Raw genomic sequence first — 20,030 nt, 5'->3', positions numbered from 1 at the left:
GGCGCCAGGGTTCTGACATTCCGTCGCCGGGGCCGGGCGGGATAGGACCGGGCCATGATTCCTCTCGTACCCCGTCACCAACGCGGCCGAACAGCCGTGGCCATGACGGCCACCGGTGCGGCCACGCTTGCCCTACTGGTGGGGCCGGGCAATCCCGCGGTCGCCGCCGGCCCCCGCACCGGCCTGCCACACTCAACCTCGAGTAGCGCCACCCACACGGTCACCCTCATCACCGGCGACGTCGTGCGCGTCACGGATCTCGGCGACGCCCGCCAGACCGTGGATGTCCAGCGTCCGCGCGGCGCCATCGGCGGGGTCAGGACCGAGACCGTCGGCAAGGACCTCTACGTGCTTCCCGACGAGGCCATGCCCTACCTCGCGGCCGGTGAGGTGGACCGGCGACTCTTCGATGTCACCGCCCTGATCAGCCAGGGCTACGACGATCAGCACAGCGACGCCATCCCAGTGATCGTGGGCTATTCGTCCGCCTCCGCCATGCCGATACCCAGCGCTCAGGCGCAGCCGCCCGGCACCGCCCGCGTCAGGGTGCTGCCCAGTATCCACGGCGCCGCGCTGAAGGCCGCCAAGCGGCAGGCACGACAGGCCTGGACATCGTTGACAGCGAACCACCCGGCAGCCCCATCGGCACTGGCCACCGTCAGTCCGTCCCTCGCCTACGGCGTGACGAAGATCTGGCTCGACGCCCAGGTGCACGCCGATCTGGCGCAGAGCACCGCGCAGATCGGCGCCCCGGCCGCGTGGGCGGCCGGGTACGACGGCAAGGGCGTCAAGGTCGCGGTCCTGGACACCGGCGTCGACCAGAACCACCCTGATCTGGCGGGTCGGATCAGCCAGGCGGTCAGTTTCGTTCCGGGTGAGACCGCGGCCGACGGCAATGGCCACGGTACCCACACGACCTCCACCGTGGGCGGCAGCGGTGCGGCCTCCGGTGGACTCGAAAAGGGAGTCGCACCCGGCGCCGACCTCCTGATGGGCAAGGTGCTGTCCAACTCGGGTACCGGTGACGACTCCTGGGTCATCGCCGGAATGGAGTGGGCGGTCGCACAGCACGCCAGGGTGATCAGCATGAGCCTCAGCGGCTCGGATCCCAGTGACGGGACCGACCCGATGAGTCAGGCCGTGGACAACCTCAGCGCGCAGAGCGGAGCGCTGTTCGTCGTCGCCGCCGGCAACACCGGAGCCGAGGCGATGATGAGCTCCCCCAGCGCGGCCGATGCGGCCCTGACCGTGGCCGCGGTGGACTCAGGTGACCAACTGGCCAACTTCTCCAGCATGGGGCCACGGTTCGGGGACTACGCCCTCAAGCCTGACATCGCCGCTCCAGGCGTCGACATCCTGGCCGCCAAAGCCGGCGGAACCGCCGCGACCGGCTACTACCAGACGATGAGCGGAACGTCGATGGCGACGCCGCACGTCGCCGGCGCGGCGGCGATCCTCGCCCAGGAGCACCCGGACTGGACCGGACAGCAGCTCAAGGACGAGCTGATGAGCACCTCCAAGCCGCTGCCCGCCGACACGGCGTACCAGGTGGGTGCGGGCCGCGTCGACCTCTCCTCCTCCGTCAAGGCCACCGTGTCCGGCACGGGCTCGGCGTACTTCGGCTTCGACGCCTGGCCGCACAACCACGAGTCGCCGGTCAGCCGCACGCTGACGTACAGCAACTCCGGCGGCTCGGCGGTCACGCTGAAACTGTCGGAGACCGCCCAGGTGGCCGGGGGCCCGTACGACGTGGACCCGACCGCCGGCGCGGGTGGGCCCGCACCGGCCGGAATGTTCACGCTCTCCAGCGACTCCGTCACCGTGCCGGCGCACGGAACCGCGACGGTCACCGCAACGGCGCGCCCGGCCATGGGCGCGAACGGCCGTCGCTACCTGGGGCAGGTCCTGGCCACGGACGCCACGACCCAGGCGCAGGTGCGTACCCAGATCGGCCTGTACAAGGAGGACCAGCGCTACACCCTGCACGTCGCGCTCAAGGACCGTTCCGGTACCCCGGTTGCGGGCACCGTCGAGCTGCAGCGGTTCGGCATCCCCGACCCGTCGTTCATCACGGTGGGCGCGACCGGCCTGGCCGATGTCCGGCTGCCGGCCGGCGAGTACAGCGCGGTGAGCTACCTGCCTGTGGCCGGCGGTCATGGCGCCGACTCCGTCGGTCTGGCAGTGCTGGGCAATCCGGAGATCATCCTGAACAGGGACCAGAACCTGGCTCTGGACGCGGCCAAGGCGCACGAGGCGACCGCGCAGGTCCCGCTCAAGACCGAGGACCGCATGCTGTACGCGGACTGGTACCGGTCGGACGGGGCCAACAGCACCATCGCGGAGCAGTACCTGCTGCCGCATGGCTACGACAGTCTGTTCGTGCTGCCGGCCAAGAAGGTGACGACCGGCCGCTTCGAGTACGAAACGCGGTGGCGCAAGGCATACCCGCTGGTGACCGTCACCGATCGCGGCAAGCCGGTCGCCGTGCTGGGCCAGGTCGGATCCGCGCTGTACGACGGCACGGGTCATCTGGCCACCGTCTACGCGGGCGCGGGCGCTCCGGCCGACTACGTGGGCCGCGACGTCAAGGGCCGAGCCGTGATCGTCACCCGGTCGGATGCGCTCACCGGGGCGCAGCGGGCGCAAGCGGCCGCGGACGCGGGAGCGAAGCTGCTGATCGTCGTCAACAACGTTCCCGGCAAGCTGGTCGAGTGGGTGGGCACCGACGCGGGCGGCGCCAGCGGCGTGCCCGTGGTGTCGGTGACGGCTCTGACCGGCGCGCCGCTGGTCACCGAGGCCAAGCGCGGCGGATCACGGATCGGAGTCGAGGGCGTACCGAACTCGCCCTATGTCTACGACCTGGTCGACGCGCACCCCGGTCAGATCCCGAACGACCTGACGTACCGTCCGCGGCCCAGGGACCTGGCGACGGTACGGATGGACTTCTACGGCGACACCCCCTACGCCAGTGGCGAATACCGCTGGGACTACCGGCCCTACCGCACCTACTCCTACGGCTACCCCCTGCAGATCTCGATGCCCGGCACGCGCATCGACTACGTCTCCGCCCAGCCCGGCACGACCTGGGCGGAAGCCGCTGTCACCGGTCCGGCCCTGGCGCTGGAGTCGGTCTCGGGCTTCGTGGCGTACCGGCCCGGCACCGAGGTGACCGACAAGTGGTTCGCGCCCATCGCCCACCCTCGTAACGGCGGCGGATTCTGGTCGTCCGACCGTCAGCAGAGCTTTCTGGAGATCAATGTTCCGCCATGGACCGACAGTGACTCGAACCATGGCGGCGTCATGCAGGACGGCACCGACACGACCTTGATGAAGGTCTACCAGGACGGCACCCTGGTCTCGACCAATGTCTGGCCGTCCGCGACCCTGTACCCGGTGCCGACCGTCACCTCGACGTACACCCTGGACCTTCAGGCCAATCGTGACCCGGCGCTCTACCGGCTCTCACCCAGCACCCACACGGTGTGGAACGTGGTGTCGGCCCCCGTGACGGATCCGTTGGCCATCGACCGGATGGCGGTCATGCAATTGGACTACCAGGTGGCGACGGACCTCGCCGGCAATCGACGGGGCGGACGGCAGACGATCGGGCTGTGCGCCGGCCACCTGCCCGGCGCCGCCGGCGCCGGAACAATCGCGGGGAGCACCTTCGCGGTGTCCTTCGACGACGGAACCACCTGGCAGCCGGTCAAGTTGACGAAGGCCGCCACCGGATGCTGGAAGGCGGAGTTCAACGCACCAGCCCACGGGTTCGTCTCGACGAAGGCGACCGCCTGGGACACCGCGGGCAACAACATCTCCCAGGAGGTGACCCGGGCCTACGGCTTGACCAACCGGATCGACCACGGACCCGTCATCGGGTAACCCGGCGCCGACTCGGTAGCAGCCCCGGCCTCCCCGACCGGGGCTGCTACCTCGTATCCTCCCTGGACCGTCAGTGAACCAGTGAGGAGGCGCATGCTCACCGCGCTCGGGCTCGGACCCGCAGAAGAAGAGATCTACCGCCTCCTGATCGCCCGTCCGAACTGCGGCGCGGAAGAGCTCGCCGACCGGACCGGACACGCGCGACCCGACGTGGACCGGATCCTCGCGACGCTGGTCAACTCCGGCCTCGCATCAGCGAGGGCGACTACGTCCACCGCCGACGCAAGGACCCTCTTCACCGCGGCACCGCCGGCGGTCGCACTCGGCCCGATGCTTCGGCAGCGCCGCGACGACCTCCGTGCGGCCGAGATCGACGTGCTCGCGCTCGTCGAGCAGCACCGCACGACAGGAAACGACTGCGCGTCCGACGGCGTCATCGAGGTGATCACCGACATTGATGCGGTGCGTCAGCGCTTCGCCCAGATCCAGGACTCGGCACGGCATGAGGTCCGCTCGATGATGGTGGCCAACCTGAGCGTGGTACCACACCGCCAGAACCAGGCAGGCTACGACGGCCTGGGCCGCGGGGTGGGCTACCGCGTGATTCTCCAGCGAGAGGCGCTGTCGACCCCCGGCATGGTCGCGGAAGTCATCGCCGCCACAGCACAGGGTCAGCACATACGCATCGCCGACACGGTGCCGGTCAAGATGGTGATCGTCGACCGCGACCTCGCCATGGTGCCACTGCACTCCAACCAGAACACCGCCGCCGCCTCCATCCTCGTACACGCCAGCGGTCTGCTCGACATGCTCGTCGCCTTCTTCGAATCGTCCTGGGAGCGCGCATATCCCATGCCCCCGAGCATGATCGGGGACGATCCGGGAACGAGCCGCCCCAGCGAGCTGGACGAACTCGACGCGCGGGTCCTGGCACTGGTGCTGGCAGGGTTGACCGATCTGGCAGTGGCACGACAGCTGGGCCTCTCACGACGGACGGTACAGCGACGCATCGGCCAGCTCATGGCCAAGGCCGGAGCGACCACGCGCGTCCAACTCGGCTGGCAAGCCGCCCGCAAGGCCTGGATCTGAGCACGTCACCGGCCGTCGAACGGGCGATGAGAGCGGGCGCACTGACCCGTGTCCGGCTCCGTGGGTCGTCGACCGCGGCGGCCAGGTCAGGTGACGTCATTGATGTCGGCCGTTGCGGTGACGGTACTGAGTGGATCAGGTTGCCGAGGTCCATCTGCACGGCTGCTGCACGCTTGGCCACCGGATGGCCACCACCTCAAACCGAACTTACCGAAGCTGCTCCACATCGAGGGAAATAGGGGCAGGTCACGGCCCCCCGGATGACAACTGAAACTGTCGGTCATCCCAGACCTACGCACTACGATGCGTAGACCGCGAGTGTCCGATTAGCCCGAATCCCAAGGTCACGAAACGAAGAAACTCCAGGTCAGAGGCCTGACCGGGGGTTCACCTTGGAGCCGCCTTCAGGATTCGAACCCGAGACCTACGCATTACGACTGCGCAGCCGTATGCCACCGACCGTCAGCAGGCGGGCACTTCCCCACCAAATAAGCGCACAAGTCGAGCGGGACAAGGCGACTCAGGCGCAGTCCAGCAGACGCTCACCCGCACTCACGCGTCTCCGACTTGCCCACTCCCACCACGACGTCCGAGAAGTACAGCCCCACCAGTGATCGTTTGCGCCCACTCCGCGCCCGCGCTCCCACCACCGATGTTCGTAGCCTTGATCCAGGCCCGGCGTCGCTGCTGGGCCGGCCCACGGCGCACATCTCCTAGAATCGACCCGACCCGGTGGCTGGGGCAGGCCGGCCCGTTCAGATCGCGACGACCGTCACCACGCTGTCCAGCCCCTTGAAGTCCTCGCCATTGCGAGTGAACAGCGGCAATCCCCGCACCGAGGCAATGGCGGCGATCATGAGATCCATCCTGCGAGGGCGAGGGTCACGACCCACGGCAACGGTAAGCGACACCAGGGTTCCATACCGAGCCGCAGCATCGCCGTCGAACGGCAGCGGATCGAAGTCGGCGACGGCCGCCCCCAGCTTCTCCATGCGCGTCGCCCGGATCACCGGATCCTTGGCCATGGCCACCCCCTGGTGCAGCTCGGCAAGCGTGATGGCCGTGAGTTCGGGGACGGCCGGCAGGACGGCAGGATCGAGCAGATCGAGGTCGAGATAGGCGCAGGTGTCGAGAACGCCGGACGGGCGACGGTCAGCCACGGCTGCGCCCCCACGGGTCGTCGTCGCCGACACGGTCCTCGGTGCCGAAGAGCTCGTCCGCCTCCTGGCGCATCAGTGCGTAGTCCACACGAGGCAGCTTGCGGTGCCGCGCCACCAACTCCTCCGCGCTAAGACGTCGCCTGCGGTGTATCGGGCGCAACTCGGCGACCTCGGTGCCGTTCCGGGTGATGTAGTACGTCTCACCCGCCTCGACCGCGTCCATGACTGCGGCGGAGTTGTTGCGGAACTCGCGCTGAGTGATGGTCTTCATGCTCGCAGTGTAGCTCGCCGTGTCCCAGGGAGCTACACGCCGTGGGCGGGAATTGCTCGACGGTAACCACTCGATCACCCGCGTCGTCCCCTGACGCTGCACTCGCAGACAATGCGCCGCCAGGTTCAGGCACGGGCCCTCGGCTCCACGGCGGCCCGCTCACCCTGGTCAAGCAGGACGCCATCGCAGCCCGGGTAAGAGAATGGCTCGAAGGCATGCTCCCCATTGTTGTACCGCCGAGTCGCCGCTGCTACGTCCATGCGCGAAGGCAGCCTCAGTAGGGCGCCAGCCCGTACCCCAGGGGGAAGAGCGGCGTCTTGCCGTCGCCGCTGTTGATCGGCTCGTCCGTCACCGCGTTAGGCCAACTGACCGGGAGCTTTCCGGTGAAGCCCGAGCCGAACAGCACGTCCGTGATTCCCTCTCCCTCCGTGCCCGGCAGCCAACCGGCCACGAACGCCTGGGCCTTGGGCAGCTGGTCACTGATCACGACCGGCCGTCCGGAGTAGAGGATCGCGATGCAGGTCTTGACGTGCGAGCAGATGTCGCTCAACTGGCTGGAGTTGTCGCTGCCGAAGGCGAGCGTGGAGGAGTCGCCCTTGCCCTCCGCGTACGGGGTCTCGCCGCCCACCCAGATGCCGACGTCGGCGCTGTAGCGGCCCTTGGTGCGGGTGCCGACGTTCGTCAGGGTGATCCCAGTGCCCGCGGTGGCCTGCTGCAGCGCCTGCCAGAAGGTGGTGCCGGTGGTGTTAGTGCCGCTGGAGCCCTGCCAGGTGATGGACCAGCCGCCACTCTGGTTGCCCAGGTCGTCGGCGGACTTGCCGCCCACCACGATCGAGTAGCTGCCGGTCTTGGACAGCGGCAGGGCGCTGTTGCTGTTCTTGAGCAGCACCAGCGACTCGCTCACCGCCTTGCGGGCGACGGCACGGTGCGCACCCGAGCCGACCTGGGCCGTGTAGGTCCGGTCGGTGTAAGGGTGGCCGAACAGGCCCAGGGCGAACTTGGCGTTCAGGATCCGGGTGACCGCGTCGTCGACCCGGGACTGGGGGATCAGGCCCGAGTTCACGTCGGCGACGATGTCGTTGATGGTCTCGACGTAGTTGTCCGGCACCATGATCATGTCGATGCCGGCGTTGACGGCGTGCGCGACCTGGCCCGCATAGGTGGAGTCGGGCAGCTGCTTGATCCCGGCCCAGTCACTGACCACGATGCCCTTGAAGCCCAGCTCGCCCTTGAGCACATTGGTGATCAGGTACTGGTCGCCGTGCATCTTCTGGCCGTTCCAGCTGCTGTACGACACCATCACCGAGCCGACGCCCGCGCTGACCGCACTCTGGTACGGCGGCAGATGGATCGCGCGCAGGTCGGCCTCACTCAGCCGGGTGTCGCCCTGGTCGATCAGGTAACCGCTGGAGCCGGTGCCGAAGGTGGTCCCGCCGTCGCCGAGGTAGTGCTTGGCGGTGGCCATCACCGAGGTGGGGCCGAGCGCACTGCCCTGGAACCCCTGCACGGCGGCCGCTGCCAGCGGCGACACGATCGACGGGTCCTCGCCGAAACCCTCGTAGGTCCGCCCCCACCGGTCGTCGCGCGGCACGCACACGCAGGGCGCGAAGGCCCACCGGATCCCGGTGCCGAGCACCTCCTGCCGGGTGACGTCCTCCTCGCTCTGCACCAGTGCGGCGTCCCGCGAGGCGCCCATGCCGATGTTGTGCGGGAACAGCACCGCACCCTGCACGTTGTTGTTGCCATGAACGGCGTCCACCCCGTAGAGGATGGGTATCCCGAGCCGGCTCTGCAGCGCGTAGCTCTGGTAGCTGTCCACCATGTCGGCCCACTGCGACGCCGTCCCGCCCGCGCCGCTGGGCCCACCCCCGCCACCGCTGAGCACCGAGCCGAGCCCGTAGGTGGCAACGTCCTGCTTGTTCGAGATGTAGACGTTCGCCGCCTGCGTCATCTGCCCGGCCTTCTCGGCGAGCGTCATCTTCGACAGGCAGTCGGCGGTGGACGTGCAGGCGCCCGCGGCATGCGCCGAGGGCGCCTGCGGGCCCGCTGTGAGCAGCGCGATCGTGAGCGCCAGCAGGCTCGTTCCGATGGCGAGTCGGCCGCGTATGCGGCGGCCGGGGGGCGCGCTTGGAGGTGTCACGTGAGCTGTCTCCGTCCCATTGAGACTGCACGAGTGGCTTGCTGTGACTGCGCTGATACTCCGGCATACCTTTGGAACTCTTAGGGATGTTGTGCCGCAGTGAGCCGGACGCGTCAATAGGTTTGACAGAGCATCAGCACAGCCGTCCCGCGAGACGGATCTTGATAGCGTCAGGGCGGCAGCACGCGGAAGGGACGCCCGCGGGCAACGACGGCTTGGTCATCTTTCTCAACGGCACGTCCAGCTCCGGGAAGTCGAGCATCGCCGCGGAGCTGCTCACCACGCTCGGCTGGAAGCCGAGACAGGGCCGTGGCGCGACAGGGACCTGGCCGGCCTGCACCGGAGCACCAGCCTGCTGAACCGGGTCGGCATCACGGACACGGGAGCCGGCCCCCTCACCGAACTTCAGATCATTGGCACCCACGGCATCGACGTCCACCTCTACCTTGGAACACCCGAGGCAAACGCAGGCCAGGTACTGGCTGCCGCCGTGGACGCCCTCCACAACCGCCGCGCCATGGTCCTGGGCGATCACCTCCCCTACGGCACCCCCGGGCCCCGGACTGTCCGTGACACGCGTCCCCAGCATCGACGGCGAACCCACGCTCCACGTGTCCACCGTGCCGTTCACCGTCAGCGCCCGCCACGACCTGCTCGACCACCCCGACCTGTTCGGCCTGCGCACCGCGGCGGACGCCTCGCGAGGTCACTTTCCCGGCATCAGCACCATGCCCCTGGCTATCCAGCAGGCCGCGCAGGCGATGACGGCGACGTTCGGCGCGCGCGGCTTCCACTCCGCGGCCGTCACAGCCTTCGCCATGATGGGCGGCGGTATCCCGCGCTACCCCTACCGGGCCCGCGAGATCAGCGTCCGCTTCGACCGCCTCTTCGGGTTCCTCGCCCTGCACCGCACCTCCCGACTCGTCCTCAACTCAGGCTGGGTCACCAACCCCGACACTTTCGAAGAACTCTCCGGCGACTGGTGAGCGCCCCCGTCAGACGCCTGGCCGCAAGGAGAAACAGCCGGGCGCGATCTGCGGGGCTGCGGCCACACCCCAGGCACGCGCGGCACGGGCTGTTCGACCCCACTGTCGCCTCGCCATTTTGACCTGCAACCTTGACCCGATGGAGAACGACGAGACCGACAGATCCGCGCCGCCGCTGGACCGAGACGGCCAGGTACTGCGCAACGCCGCTCTGGAAGCGGCCATGCGCGAAGTAGCCCTGCACGACTCGCCGCAGTCACGTGGGCTGCTCTACCAGCTTCTGCTCGACGCACTCGTCATCGTCGCAATTCCAGACGAGCCTGCCATCGCGGGCCCGCGTACCCTCAACGCTGGCGAGTCCCTCACGCTGGTGACCACAAGCGACGACGACGCCACGGTCCTTCCCGTCTTCACCCATGCCGAGGCAGTCCTTGCCTGGCGGCCGGAGCAAGGCGGGATGCTGACCCTGCCCGCGCGGGCGGTACTTGAGCTCGCGGCTGCGAATGCCACGAACAAGATCGCGATCAATCCGGGGTCGGCAACGTGGGGGTTCGTCTCACGCCGCGAGATTCAGGCCCTGGCCCAGGGGCGGGTGCCGTTGCCCGACGGAAGCGAGGTCGTGACCGCAGCTGCCGAAGTACGCGTAGGACGGCCGCAGAGCATGCCACCCGCCGAGGTGATGACTGCGCTCTCCCAGGCCTTGAACGCGGAACCGACGGCCAACGCAGCCTGGATATTCGTGATGCAGCAGGGCACGACACCAGGTGAAATGACCGTCGGCGTCGACTTCGCCGCCGCGCCCGAAGACCCACGCCATCGTGCGGCGATGCGCAAGATCGTCGACGGCACCGGCGCCCACTGCGAGGCCGCCAGAGGCCTGATGTTCGTAACAGCAGACCAGGATTGGAAAGCAATTCTCGAAGATGGCAGCGGCGTAGAGATCTTCCGGCGCCGGCAGGCCAGTCCGCCCGAACCGACCACTTCCGATAAGTCCCGGCAGCGATGGCCCTGGACGCAACGGAGCTGACGGGCGCGCGGGGACGCGAAACCGCTCTCGCAGTTGGCCCCGCAAGCGACGCGCACGGTACCGGGCGCGGCTGACTGGCCGTCCGCTGTGCCTCCAGTCCCAGACTGGGTGTTGCTTGGCGGATATCACCCCAGCGATCTTCGCTGGGACAGTTCAGAACCGGGCATTGAGCGGAATCGGCACCGCTCAGGACTCCGCGCCATCGGCTTCCGACCGAAGGCGCCCTCAAGAACGGCGGGGAGGTCGGCCTCGGGGACTGCGGCGCGAACCTCCGCGAGGACATCGGGAAAGTCGTCATCATCGATCGCGCCCAGGTACTCCTGGCGCAGCCGGTGGATGATCTCGACCAGTTCGGGCCGCAGCCGCATCCAGGCGCGGGATGTCCGGATCTCCTCCTCGACCCGGTCCATGAACCAGCGCATGACCTCGTACGGGATGTCCTGGTGCTGCCCGTCCACAGTCCGGACGCGGGCAGAACAACGGGGAAGCGACGATTCCGTCGCTTCCCCGTGTGCACTGCCCCGCCCGCTGTCCGAGCCGCGGGACGAGACTGGCTGCGCCCCCTGCCCACATAGAGCCTGCCTGGGTGATCGATGGTTTTCTGCAGGACCTCGGCCCGTGATGTCGAGGTTGATGTGATACGGCTTCTTGAGATTCAAGAAGCCTCATCACAGCGTCGCGCTCGGTGGCGGAGCGTCCAGGTCACGCCGTGTACACCCTTGGGGGACGGCCCGTGCAGCTCCTGTGGACAGAGCCCGAGGGCTCGGCAGAGCTGTCGCCGTCAGGGCCGTTGCCGCTAGCCTGCGCGAGTGTCGACGGAGATCACCCAACTCGTCAGTGACCTTGTGGGCCGGATGTCGTCCGGCTCCGCTGCCGCATTCCAGGAGGGCCTGGCACAGCTCGCAGAGGCGGCGCGTGCCGGAGGGCCGGAAACACTGACCGCCGCGGTCGGCGCCTTGGCGCCGATTCTGACCGGGCTCGGGGGCGACTTCACCAAGGCCGCCGTCCTCGCCGGTGCGTGCGTGGAGTGGGGCGGTTCCCCGCTCGCCCTCGTCGGAGTCCTGCCGCTGCCGAAGCCGAGCAGGAAGAACACCGAGCGGCTGGAGCAGGTCTTCGCGCCCCTCGTCCGGCCGGGCGGAGCGCTGACAGCGGGCCACCTCAAACGCATCGCCATGTCCTGGTACGACATGGACGACTGGCTCAAGGGGTTGCTCACCGCCCTCGCCCACGGGGAGTTTCGCGACGCACTCCCGCCTGCCACGAAGGCCGATCAGCCGGTCTGCGAGGAGGATGTGCAGTTGGGCGTTGTCGCCGATGCCACGCATCGTCAAGGCGTAGCCGCGGCGGGTCTCGGGGGTGAGGACCAGCAGTTGCTCGTCGTCGAGCACGGCGGCCAAGTCGGCCACCCACTTGGCTCTTTGAGACCGTCCGGCGACGGCTGCGGCCCCGCCGCCGGGCTACTGCCCGCGCGCCGTCCGGATCCTTCCTGGGTTGCCGCGGCGACCGACGCCGACCCGCACCTCGGACCCGACAACCCCGCCATCCGCGCCTTCCGCCTCTTCGGCGGCCACGGCGCCTACGTCTTCCCGGAGGGGCGGCCCGCCGACATCGAACTCCTGCACGGGGTCCGGGTGTTGCTCGTGCACCCGCCGCACGGCGACTACGGCATGAGCAGCGGCCGCGTCTTCACCGCGATGCGGCCGACACTCGCCCTGGACCGGCAGCTCGACCCCTCGGAGGCCGAGGACTGGTTGGCGCGGGCCACCCCGGCCATCGAGGACGACCTCATGGCACCACTGACGCCTCCGCGCTGACCCCACCCCCACAACCCGGCCGACGACCCCATCACGCTGCTTCGGAAGGACGCAAGGCCACGGCCTCCCCAGGCAACCTGCCACGAAGCGCTGTCCAACGCGCCGAATTGTTCGATTCGCGGCCTCACCGCACCGACACCCAAAGTCGTGAACAACTGCCGTCCAAAGTCGTGAGCTCGGCCACCGGGCCAAGCGTGTGGCTCGGGTCGCGGCGGTGACCAGCTATCTTGCCGGTCATGCAGGCAGTGAACTGGGATGAAGTGCGAGATCGGACCGTCGCTCTCTATGCGCAGCGTGGCGCGAGTGGTGGCAGGCAGGATCTCCCGGACGTGCTGAGCGAGAAGCAGGTGCGCCAGGCAGAGGAACAGTTCGGCGTGGAGTTCCCCGAGGACTACCGCCAGTACCTGCTTCGTGTCAGCTCCGGCGGCCGGGTGCGGAGGCTAGGGTTCAACGGGGCGCGCTGGGACTGGGACGGCGCGCGGTATGGGGACCACGAGAAGCTGCATGTCCCCTTCCCCGACCACGACACCGCCCTGGAGGCGAATGAGGATGCGTGGGACAGCCAGCCGCAGCGGGAGCACTACACCTCCGATGCGGCCTACCAAGCTGACCACGACGCTTGGCAGGAGACCGCGTACGCGATCGAAGCCGCTCGGGCCACCGGTGCCGTCTTTCTCTGCGACGACGGCTGCGGCTTCTACACGCTTCTCGTGGTCAGCGGGCCCATGCGAGGGACCATGTGGTTCGACGGGCGTGCGACGTGCGATCGCCTGAACCCCCTGCTTAACGATGACCGCCAAGCCGCGACGTTCGCGGAATGGTACCTCGACTGGCTCGCCCACGAGGAGTCGCTAGCAACGCCCGAACAGCGCCGTGTGGCTCTCCAGAGCTGGCACGCGGACCTAGGCAGGCCCATCTGGTTCCGCTGGTTCGACTCCTAGCGTCCGAGACCTCCGGTTACAGGCAACCGCGATCTCGCTAGCGGAGGCTGGCGGCGGACATGGGAAAGACCACCGCTGATCATCGGTGCGTGAAGGCGCGCACGGCGCCGGGGCGCGCCTCAGCGCCGCGATGCTTTGCCGCGCGGCGTGAGCTGCAATCCCAGGAAGCCTCCGTCCGCACCGCGGACGGCAAGTAGCGCCGCTCCGCTCGATTTCGTCCGTTCCGGGGCCGATTCGGGTTCTCCTCCTTGGTCGGGGCCGAAGTGGAACACGACGACTGGCGCGGTTCGGTCGCTGCAGGCGTAACTCAGGCTCTTGGGCCGGTCGAGGTCTGGATCGCCGAAGGTGACCGACGGCAACCCGTACGCGTCCAGAACATCGTGAACGGTGCGATCCGTGCTCGCCCAAGCCGCGACCCCGTCGACGAGCCCGGTGTGCTCCGCGGCGCTGAGGGTCCGGTCGAGGCGCAGCCAGCCGCGTCGGTACGCGTCTTCGCCGTACTGGGACGCGGCCACGTGGATGTTCGGATCCGCGAAGCGGTCCAGCACCAAGGTTGCGGTGCTGAGGCGCTGATTCGCGTCCGGGATCCACACCGTGTCCTCGGTCTGCTGGCTAGCCCCTGCTATGAGGTCGAGCAGCAGCGGTAGGACGGGCACTCCGCCGAAGGCCGCCGGTCGGCGGACCGCCTCGTTAAATCTCTCGATCAAGCCCTCACGGGCCAAGCGTCCGGGCCTCGACGCAGCCGTGTCCGCTGCGGCGGCCGGCGCGTGTCGCGTAGCTGCATCCGTTGCGATCTCTACGACCATGAGGTCATTGTGGCCGTCGCCTCCGGACGGCAGCAATGCACCCGCCACCGCGTCCCTGGCGTGATCCAAAGGAGTTGGATGAGGCCCGCCTCTGATCTTTGTTGGCAGCCTGCATGATGATCAGTCATCGGCCGCGACGAGGAGAGTCAACAGCTGCCGCTCGTCGTCGATGGCGATGAACTCGTGGAAGTCGATATGCACTCCACTCCAGTCATGGACAGCGCTGCTCAGATCTCGGAGACGGTAAAGACGGCTGGCTGAGTTCACCACCGCGAACAGCGCCGTGTCGAGTGCATCCTCCAGCGAGTCCGGAAGGGCACCGTGCTGACCCGCCCATTGCCGCAGCACTTGTTCGGTCTCGGTGCGGCTGACCGGCTGGTACCCGTCCGGGCCGACCGCGCGAAGCCAGTACGGACCGTGGCGGGTACCAGCCGGGTCGACGCCACCGCCCGCGCAGTCGTCGCGGAACTGATCATGGGCGACAACGGCTGCCAGCAGGCCCCTGTCCTGATTGCCTCGCGGAAAGCAGAAGGACCTCAGATCGACCCATCGAAAGCCGTGAGCGCTGCCTTCAGGGAACGAATGGTCCCGAAAGTTCACGAAGGTCAGGTCCACGAAGTCGAGCTCGGTCACTGAAGCACGCTACCCCGAGGCCGGCCTGGCAACGGCTTCGGCTTCGCGGAGTCCGGTCAGACCCCTCCAAGGCCCTGGCCGGAGCTCGCTGAACGACTCTGAGATCGTGGGTGGACTTCAGTGGCCGCCCGTGCGGGCCAGCTCGGCGGCGTCAAGCAGTTGCGCGTCTCTGACTTGCCCGCTCCCACCACGGCGCCCGAGAAATACGGGCCCACCAGTGATCATTTGCGCCCACTCCGCGCCCGCGCTCCCACCACGCTCCCACCACAAGATCAAAAACGACCTGCCCCTTCATGATCATTCATGAAGGGGCAGGTCAGAACCGCTTTTGATTGTGCGCCGCCAGGGACTCGAACCCCGGACCCGCTGATTAAGAGTCAGCGGTCCAACTGTTCAGCGCTACATAAACGTTGTCACCCTCGATGGTCTAGTGCCAGTCTATCCAGGAAGACACCGATTCACACTTCAGAGACTACCAACGAGTGCCAGCCGCGTCCAGTGCCGCCGCTCCCACCACGCTCCCACCACCCGGTCAGCGCAGCCGCCAGCCCGCATCAGTGGCCCTCGAATGCCTCTGCGGTCGAGACGCTCGACGAGATCGAGCAGTTCCAGCAAGCGCCGGGCCCTTCCGACCAGGCAGACGCCAGCGGAACCCTCCAGGAGCACCAACATGCGGCCTGAACTGCCCGGATGAATTTTCGGCACCCGCAGAGCCGGTCGCGGGTCTGCTGCGGCCCGCGAACGCGGGCAGCAACACCGCGAGCGACCACATCGCCGTCACCCGGCAGGCCCTGGCCCAGCTCCCGAAGAAGTAGCGGCGCGGACGGCGGACGCTGATCCGCACCGACTCCGTCGGCGGCACCCACGAGTTCCTGAACTGGCTCACCCGGCGCGGGCGGTGGCCGTCCTACCCGGTCGGGATGGTCATCACCGACGCCGTCCACCAGGCCGTCGGGCAGATCCCGGCCTCCGCCTGGACGCCGGCCGTCGAACTGGACGGCGACGTGCGTGACGGCGCCTGGGTCGCCAAACTCGCAGGCGACGCCCTGGGGGCTGGCCGCCGCGCATACGGCTGATCGTCCGCAAGGAACGGCCCCACCCCGGTGCCCAGTTGCGGTTCACCGACGCCGACGGGATGCGGCTGACCTGCTTCGCGACGAACACGACCGGGACCGCGATCGCTGCCCTGGAGCTGCGGCACCGCCAGCGAGCCAGGGCCGAGGACCGCATCCGCGCGGCCCGCGACACCGGCCTGCGGAACCTGCCCCTGCACGACACCGCCCAGAACCAGATCTGGCTGGAGGTCGTCCAGCTCGCCCTGACCGGCGAAGCCTGCAGGTGGGAGCCCAAGCGCCTGCGGCTGCGACTGTTCTCCGCCGCAGCCCGGCTCGTCAACTCCGGCCGCCCACGCTGGCTCCGGGCTCGGCTGGCACTGGCCCTGGACCCCCGTCATCACCACCGCATTCGACCGGCTCCAGGCGCTGCCGAACCCCGACTGACCAGCAACGACGCACCACCCCGACGAGCCGCCCACACCCGGAGCAGTGGAACCCGGCGCCCACCCGACACGACAGCCAGGCCACAACCACGCCTACCAGCAGCCCGAACAGCCGAAACGCCCACCGACAGAACCGACGGACCGTCACGAACAATTGAGGCTAGAGCGCCCGAGACGCTGTGCAGCGCGTGAAAGAACACCCCGTGCGCCGGTCGGCGGCCCCGTTCCAGCCATAATCAATCGAGAGTAAATATTGTCAGCGTGGGGCCATATGAGTCGGGACCCTCAGCCAAAGTGACCCGGAACCTCTTGGCTGGAAAAGCTTCATATGCCGCCGCCTTCCACATCTTGGCAACCTTCGGAGCAATCGCAGCAAGGGCTCGATATTCTGCATCCGATTCCAATCCAAAAACATCCCACAGGTGCAGTTCATTCACCACGCCCTCGATTGCGGCACGGTCGCCGTCAAGGCGATCAATCCATGCGGCAACGGCGTCTTCATCAAAAGCAGACTTCAGAAGAACCATTCCCCGATACTCAATGAAGTCAGGCCAGAAAATCTCAGCCAAAGCGAAAGCATGCGCCACCGGCACATTCGCTGCGCAGAAGGACTTCGGGTCAAAGTCCCCAACGATGCCAACCCAAGCCTCAATCTCTGGAAGCTCCGTCGGGTCCATGCGAATTCCCTCCTTGTCAAAACACTCGCTAGCAGAATGCGACCTGCGGAATATCTCCCTCTCCCGTAGGGATCGCAGTCTTCCCCTGGACGGCATAGATCTTCCCATCAGGGCCCGGATTGTGAGTGAAGGTCTGCAGATGCGGGGTGGGCACCCCCTGATGAGTGGCCCCGACTAGGTCAACCCGGTACAGAATGATGCCCTGACTGTCATAGACCGCATAGTTGGTCATTTCTCCATGGAAGCCCAGTCGGTAGAGAACTCCATCAGCAGGCCCGCCCTGCCCAAAGGCACCGCCGACGGGGAACTTACCTCCTCCGGTCCATTCTTGCGCATTGGCCCACGGGTTCACTGGCGAATCATTGTGCACCAGGACCGGCGTCGTACCGGCAAGGACATAGTACGTGTGGCACGGGGCCGCTCGCTACCTGCATTTTCGCTGGTCAGCGGCTATATGACGGTGCATCGGGGTGCGTCGTTGTGTGCCGACGTGTGTAGTTGTTGCCGTCACTACTGCCGTCAGAGGTCCAGACCATTCGGTACCCGGGGACTCGCGGGTCGGCGTGCGAAGACCGGCGGGAGAGGTCGGTGGGGGCGGGTCGTCCGGGAGCTCCCCTCCCCTGGGGGCCCTGCCAGTCGCCCGCCCGACGGTGGGCTCGGCATTACAGGGCCCGCCCCCGGGTCAGTCCTCTTCCCGTTGGATAGCCCGTTGGGATATCCAACGGGACAACTTGCTGCGCCAGCAGCCCGGTTCCCGTCAGCCCGGCGAGCTGGCCGGTTGCCCGGTCGGCTCGATGTCCAGCAGCGTCTGGCTTGGCCTTCTGGCGTCGGGTCAGTGGAAGTCGCCGGGTTCGGCGGTGGCGTAGTCGGTGGCGGTGCGGCGGTAGCAGTGGTGTCCGGTCTCGGCGGCGTGCTTGGCGATCAGGGCGGTGACGTCGTCGGCGCGGGTGCCTTCGCCGCTTGTCCACCGGCAGTGCTCCTCGTCGGTGACGCAGGCGGCTTCGCGGACCGGGGTCGCGGTCTGGTCTGTGCGGATGTGGTAGTCGCGGAACCGCATCCGCCTGTGCACGCTCATGCCGCCTGTCCGTGCTCGGCCTGGCGGTGGCGGTCCTGCATGACGCGTACGTCGCTGAGGCGTGATCGGTCCCCGCACAGCGAGGCGGCTCGGGCCTGCTCGCGCAGTCGGCCGCACTCCTGGCACACCAGGCCGGGGCGTTCCCGCCACTTTGCCGTCTGCTCGTCCATCTCCCGCTCCTTCGCTCCCGCTCGGCCTTCTTCAGCCAGGGTCTCGTTTGGCTGGAACCTTCCGGAGGAGCCAGCGTGTCTGCCCCTGTGTCTGCCAAGCTGGCCAGGTGCGGGAGACGGTCGGGGAACTGGTGCGGCGGTTGCGCCTGGCGCGCGGGTGGAGTCAGCAGCGGCTCGCCGACGCACTGGCCCAGGCCGCCCCCGGCAGGATTCCACCGACGCGCAACGACGTGTCCCGGTGGGAGATCGGCACCCGGTCCCCGCGCGAGTGGCTGCCTTTCCTCGCCCTGGTGCTGGAGGTCCCGCGCGAGCTGCTGGAGGCGGCCAAGGCCGTCGCAGCGGCCGAGCCCGCCCCGCGCGTGCTGACCGTGGCCGACTTCCTGCCCGAGGGCGACCCGCTGGCCCCGCTGGCTGCCAGGACCGGCCGGCGGATCGGAGCCGGGCAGGTGGTCGACCTGGCCCGGCGGGTGCACGGCCTGCGGCTGGCCGACGACGTGGTCTACGGCAAGGACCTGATCGGCCCGGCCCTGCGGGAACTGCGGGCGGCGGTCACGCTCTACCGCGAGGGCACCCACACCGAGCATGTGGGCCGTGAACTGCTACGGGCCATTGGCGAGCTGGCGCAGATCGCCGGTTGGGTGGCCTCCGATGCGGGCGAGCACGCCGAGGCGGAGCGGATCTACCGGCTCGGGATCAGTGCTGCCCGCGCAGGCGGGGACGGCGTCCTGGTGGGCAACGTCGCGGGCTCGCTGGCCTACCAGTGGAGCAACACCGGACGCCCCCACAACGCGGTCGACCTTGCTACCGCTGCCGTGGCGGAGGCCGGCCCTGATGCTCCGGCGAAGGCCCGCGCGCTGTACCTGGACCGGGTGGCCTGGGCGCACACCCGCGCCGGCCAAGACCGCCCGGCGATGGCCGCGCTCGGGGAAGCCAGCGAGGCCCTGGCCCAGGACTCGGCCGGCACCGAGTCGCCGTCGTACCTGTACTGGATGGACGCGGGGGAACTGCAGGTCATGGAGGCCCGCGTCTACACCGAGCTGCACCGGCCGCTGCGCGCCGTGCCGCTGCTGACGGACGTCCTGGGGCGTTACGACGCCAGTCACGCCAGGGAGTTGGCGCTTTACCTGTCCTGGCTGGCCGTGGCCTACGCCGACGCGAACGAGCCCGAGGCGGCGGCGGGGACGGCTGGCCGGATGCTCGCCCTGGGCCAGAGCGGAAGCGAACGCACCACGGAGCGCACGCGGATCGTGCTGGAGCGGCTGCGGGCGTTCCGCGACGTCCCCGAAGTCGCCGAACTGCTGGCGTCCTGACCGTCCCGATCGCGCGGGGGCGAGTTCGGACTGCTCCTGGTCGGCGTCTCAGCACACAGCACGGCTCGTGCGCAGGCCGGCCGCTCGGCGCGGGGTCGGCGGGGAGCCTATACTCCGGGCCGCAGGCGACGCCAGCCACCGCCCTCGGCGAGCGCGCCGATAGAAGCGAGAGGTCGGCCCCCTGGCCGGGCCCGTGCCTGCGATCCGGCCGTAGGACGGTCGCAGGCGACAACTTGCTCCGCAATGCAGGGGGAGTCCTTACCCCACAACTTGCTCCCACCGGGCAACAGTCGAACCCCCGCCCACGGCCCGGCTGCCCGCTGACCGCCGACACCCGCACGAGCCCCGGGTGCTGGTCCGGTTCAGGACCAGTCGGCGACGTCGGGCCAACCCCCAGCGGGACGGACCCGCCTTGAACCTCGTAGAGAAAATCTGGACGCACACCCACGGCTCCGGTTGTCCTACTTCGGTTGATGCTTGACACTGCGGCTTCAGTTGATGCTTGACACCTGTCAGCTGACATAGCTTCCTGACGATCGGTCAACGATCTC

Annotated in this window: 16 protein-coding genes, 2 tRNA genes and 3 pseudogenes; 9 read left to right on the top strand and 12 right to left on the bottom strand. The window is 68.3% G+C overall.

What is annotated here, in order from left to right:
• The first annotated feature begins 102 nt into the window (after positions 1 to 102).
• The gene (locus ABIA32_RS30160; protein ID WP_370102364.1) at positions 103 to 3,882 is read left to right on the top strand and encodes a S8 family serine peptidase; all 3,780 of its coding nucleotides are present in this window, start codon (positions 103 to 105) and stop codon (positions 3,880 to 3,882) included.
• Between the two features lie 93 nt (positions 3,883 to 3,975).
• Positions 3,976 to 4,971, top strand: a complete 996-nt coding sequence (locus tag ABIA32_RS30155; protein ID WP_370102361.1) for a helix-turn-helix domain-containing protein — start codon at positions 3,976 to 3,978, stop codon at positions 4,969 to 4,971.
• Between the two features lie 393 nt (positions 4,972 to 5,364).
• Here ABIA32_RS30155 and ABIA32_RS30150 read toward each other — a convergent pair.
• From ABIA32_RS30150 to ABIA32_RS30135, 4 genes are all read right to left on the bottom strand, one after another.
• Positions 5,365 to 5,446 (bottom strand) — tRNA-Thr (locus ABIA32_RS30150).
• A 280-nt stretch (positions 5,447 to 5,726) separates the two neighbouring features.
• Positions 5,727 to 6,131 (bottom strand): type II toxin-antitoxin system VapC family toxin, encoded by a 405-nt coding sequence (locus ABIA32_RS30145; RefSeq protein ID WP_370102359.1) that lies wholly within the window; start codon positions 6,129 to 6,131, stop codon positions 5,727 to 5,729.
• Positions 6,124 to 6,402 (bottom strand): type II toxin-antitoxin system Phd/YefM family antitoxin, encoded by a 279-nt coding sequence (locus ABIA32_RS30140; RefSeq protein ID WP_370102356.1) that lies wholly within the window; start codon positions 6,400 to 6,402, stop codon positions 6,124 to 6,126. The genes ABIA32_RS30145 and ABIA32_RS30140 overlap by 8 nt, the downstream gene beginning before the upstream one ends.
• A 274-nt stretch (positions 6,403 to 6,676) precedes the next feature.
• Entirely contained in the window at positions 6,677 to 8,542 is a 1,866-nt protein-coding gene (locus tag ABIA32_RS30135) for a glycoside hydrolase family 3 protein (protein ID WP_370102353.1), read from the bottom strand.
• Between the two features lie 86 nt (positions 8,543 to 8,628).
• Between ABIA32_RS30135 and ABIA32_RS30130 the strand changes: the two are divergent.
• From ABIA32_RS30130 to ABIA32_RS30120, 3 genes and pseudogenes are all read left to right on the top strand, one after another.
• Positions 8,629 to 8,829: pseudogene (locus ABIA32_RS30130) on the top strand (hypothetical protein); the annotation flags it as partial.
• A 282-nt stretch (positions 8,830 to 9,111) separates the two neighbouring features.
• Positions 9,112 to 9,528 carry a hypothetical protein gene (locus ABIA32_RS30125; RefSeq protein WP_370102350.1) on the top strand — a complete coding sequence of 139 codons (417 nt, stop codon included), beginning with the start codon at positions 9,112 to 9,114 and terminating at the stop codon, positions 9,526 to 9,528.
• A gap of 139 nt (positions 9,529 to 9,667) precedes the next feature.
• Complete coding sequence (locus ABIA32_RS30120) at positions 9,668 to 10,555, top strand: SseB family protein (protein ID WP_370102349.1); 888 nt, start codon at positions 9,668 to 9,670, stop codon at positions 10,553 to 10,555.
• A gap of 125 nt (positions 10,556 to 10,680) precedes the next feature.
• On the opposite strand, the pseudogene ABIA32_RS30115 reads toward ABIA32_RS30120, so the two are convergent.
• Positions 10,681 to 11,001, bottom strand: a pseudogene (locus tag ABIA32_RS30115) (hypothetical protein); the annotation flags it as partial.
• Positions 11,002 to 11,364: 363 nt separating this feature from the next.
• Between ABIA32_RS30115 and ABIA32_RS30110 the strand changes: the two are divergent.
• Entirely contained in the window at positions 11,365 to 12,369 is a 1,005-nt protein-coding gene (locus ABIA32_RS30110) for a hypothetical protein (RefSeq protein ID WP_370102347.1), read from the top strand.
• Positions 12,370 to 12,605: 236 nt separating this feature from the next.
• Positions 12,606 to 13,310, top strand: a complete 705-nt coding sequence (locus tag ABIA32_RS30105; RefSeq protein WP_370102345.1) for an SMI1/KNR4 family protein — start codon at positions 12,606 to 12,608, stop codon at positions 13,308 to 13,310.
• A 119-nt stretch (positions 13,311 to 13,429) separates the two neighbouring features.
• On the opposite strand, the gene ABIA32_RS30100 is transcribed toward ABIA32_RS30105, so the two are convergent.
• The 3 genes from ABIA32_RS30100 to ABIA32_RS30090 form a co-directional block, all read right to left on the bottom strand.
• A complete protein-coding gene (locus ABIA32_RS30100; protein ID WP_370102342.1) occupies positions 13,430 to 14,116 on the bottom strand; it encodes a hypothetical protein in 687 nt (228 codons plus the stop codon).
• A gap of 120 nt (positions 14,117 to 14,236) precedes the next feature.
• Positions 14,237 to 14,749, bottom strand: a complete 513-nt coding sequence (locus ABIA32_RS30095; protein ID WP_370102339.1) for a hypothetical protein — start codon at positions 14,747 to 14,749, stop codon at positions 14,237 to 14,239.
• Positions 14,750 to 15,084: 335 nt separating this feature from the next.
• Positions 15,085 to 15,149 (bottom strand) — tRNA-Ser (locus ABIA32_RS30090).
• A 310-nt stretch (positions 15,150 to 15,459) separates the two neighbouring features.
• Here ABIA32_RS30090 and ABIA32_RS30085 point away from each other — a divergent pair.
• Positions 15,460 to 16,248, top strand: a pseudogene (locus ABIA32_RS30085) (transposase); the annotation flags it as partial.
• Positions 16,249 to 16,483: 235 nt separating this feature from the next.
• Here ABIA32_RS30085 and ABIA32_RS30080 read toward each other — a convergent pair.
• The 4 genes from ABIA32_RS30080 to ABIA32_RS30065 form a co-directional block, all read right to left on the bottom strand.
• Positions 16,484 to 16,924, bottom strand: coding sequence for a hypothetical protein (locus tag ABIA32_RS30080; protein WP_370102336.1), 441 nt, complete (start codon positions 16,922 to 16,924; stop codon positions 16,484 to 16,486).
• Positions 16,925 to 16,952: 28 nt separating this feature from the next.
• Positions 16,953 to 17,276, bottom strand: coding sequence for a polymorphic toxin type 24 domain-containing protein (locus ABIA32_RS30075; protein ID WP_370102333.1), 324 nt, complete (start codon positions 17,274 to 17,276; stop codon positions 16,953 to 16,955).
• 480 nt (positions 17,277 to 17,756) lie between these two features.
• Complete coding sequence (locus tag ABIA32_RS30070; protein WP_370102331.1) at positions 17,757 to 17,999, bottom strand: hypothetical protein; 243 nt, start codon at positions 17,997 to 17,999, stop codon at positions 17,757 to 17,759.
• Entirely contained in the window at positions 17,996 to 18,169 is a 174-nt protein-coding gene (locus ABIA32_RS30065) for a hypothetical protein (RefSeq protein WP_370102328.1), read from the bottom strand. The genes ABIA32_RS30070 and ABIA32_RS30065 overlap by 4 nt, the downstream gene beginning before the upstream one ends.
• Before the next feature lie 107 nt (positions 18,170 to 18,276).
• On the opposite strand from ABIA32_RS30065, the gene ABIA32_RS30060 reads away from it, so the two are divergent.
• Positions 18,277 to 19,479 (top strand): helix-turn-helix transcriptional regulator, encoded by a 1,203-nt coding sequence (locus ABIA32_RS30060; RefSeq protein WP_370102325.1) that lies wholly within the window; start codon positions 18,277 to 18,279, stop codon positions 19,477 to 19,479.
• The last annotated feature ends 551 nt before the right edge of the window (positions 19,480 to 20,030 follow it).

This window comes from Streptacidiphilus sp. MAP12-20, assembly GCF_041262525.1.
Taxonomy (GTDB): Bacteria; Actinomycetota; Actinomycetes; order Streptomycetales; family Streptomycetaceae; genus Streptacidiphilus.
This window is presented reverse-complemented; position numbering and strand designations above follow the sequence as displayed.

Excerpts from the sequence above, each read along its gene's own strand:
- ABIA32_RS30160 (WP_370102364.1), top strand. The coding sequence starts at position 103 with ATGACGGCCACCGGTGCGGCCACGCTTGCCCTACTGGTGGGGCCGGGC.
- ABIA32_RS30155 (WP_370102361.1), top strand. The coding sequence starts at position 3,976 with ATGCTCACCGCGCTCGGGCTCGGACCCGCAGAAGAAGAGATCTACCGC.
- ABIA32_RS30140 (WP_370102356.1), bottom strand. The coding sequence starts at position 6,402 with ATGAAGACCATCACTCAGCGCGAGTTCCGCAACAACTCCGCCGCAGTC.
- ABIA32_RS30120 (WP_370102349.1), top strand. The coding sequence starts at position 9,668 with ATGGAGAACGACGAGACCGACAGATCCGCGCCGCCGCTGGACCGAGAC.
- ABIA32_RS30105 (WP_370102345.1), top strand. The coding sequence starts at position 12,606 with ATGCAGGCAGTGAACTGGGATGAAGTGCGAGATCGGACCGTCGCTCTC.
- ABIA32_RS30100 (WP_370102342.1), bottom strand. The coding sequence starts at position 14,116 with ATGGTCGTAGAGATCGCAACGGATGCAGCTACGCGACACGCGCCGGCC.
- ABIA32_RS30080 (WP_370102336.1), bottom strand. The coding sequence starts at position 16,924 with ATGGACCCGACGGAGCTTCCAGAGATTGAGGCTTGGGTTGGCATCGTT.
- ABIA32_RS30070 (WP_370102331.1), bottom strand. The coding sequence starts at position 17,999 with ATGAGCGTGCACAGGCGGATGCGGTTCCGCGACTACCACATCCGCACA.
- ABIA32_RS30065 (WP_370102328.1), bottom strand. The coding sequence starts at position 18,169 with ATGGACGAGCAGACGGCAAAGTGGCGGGAACGCCCCGGCCTGGTGTGC.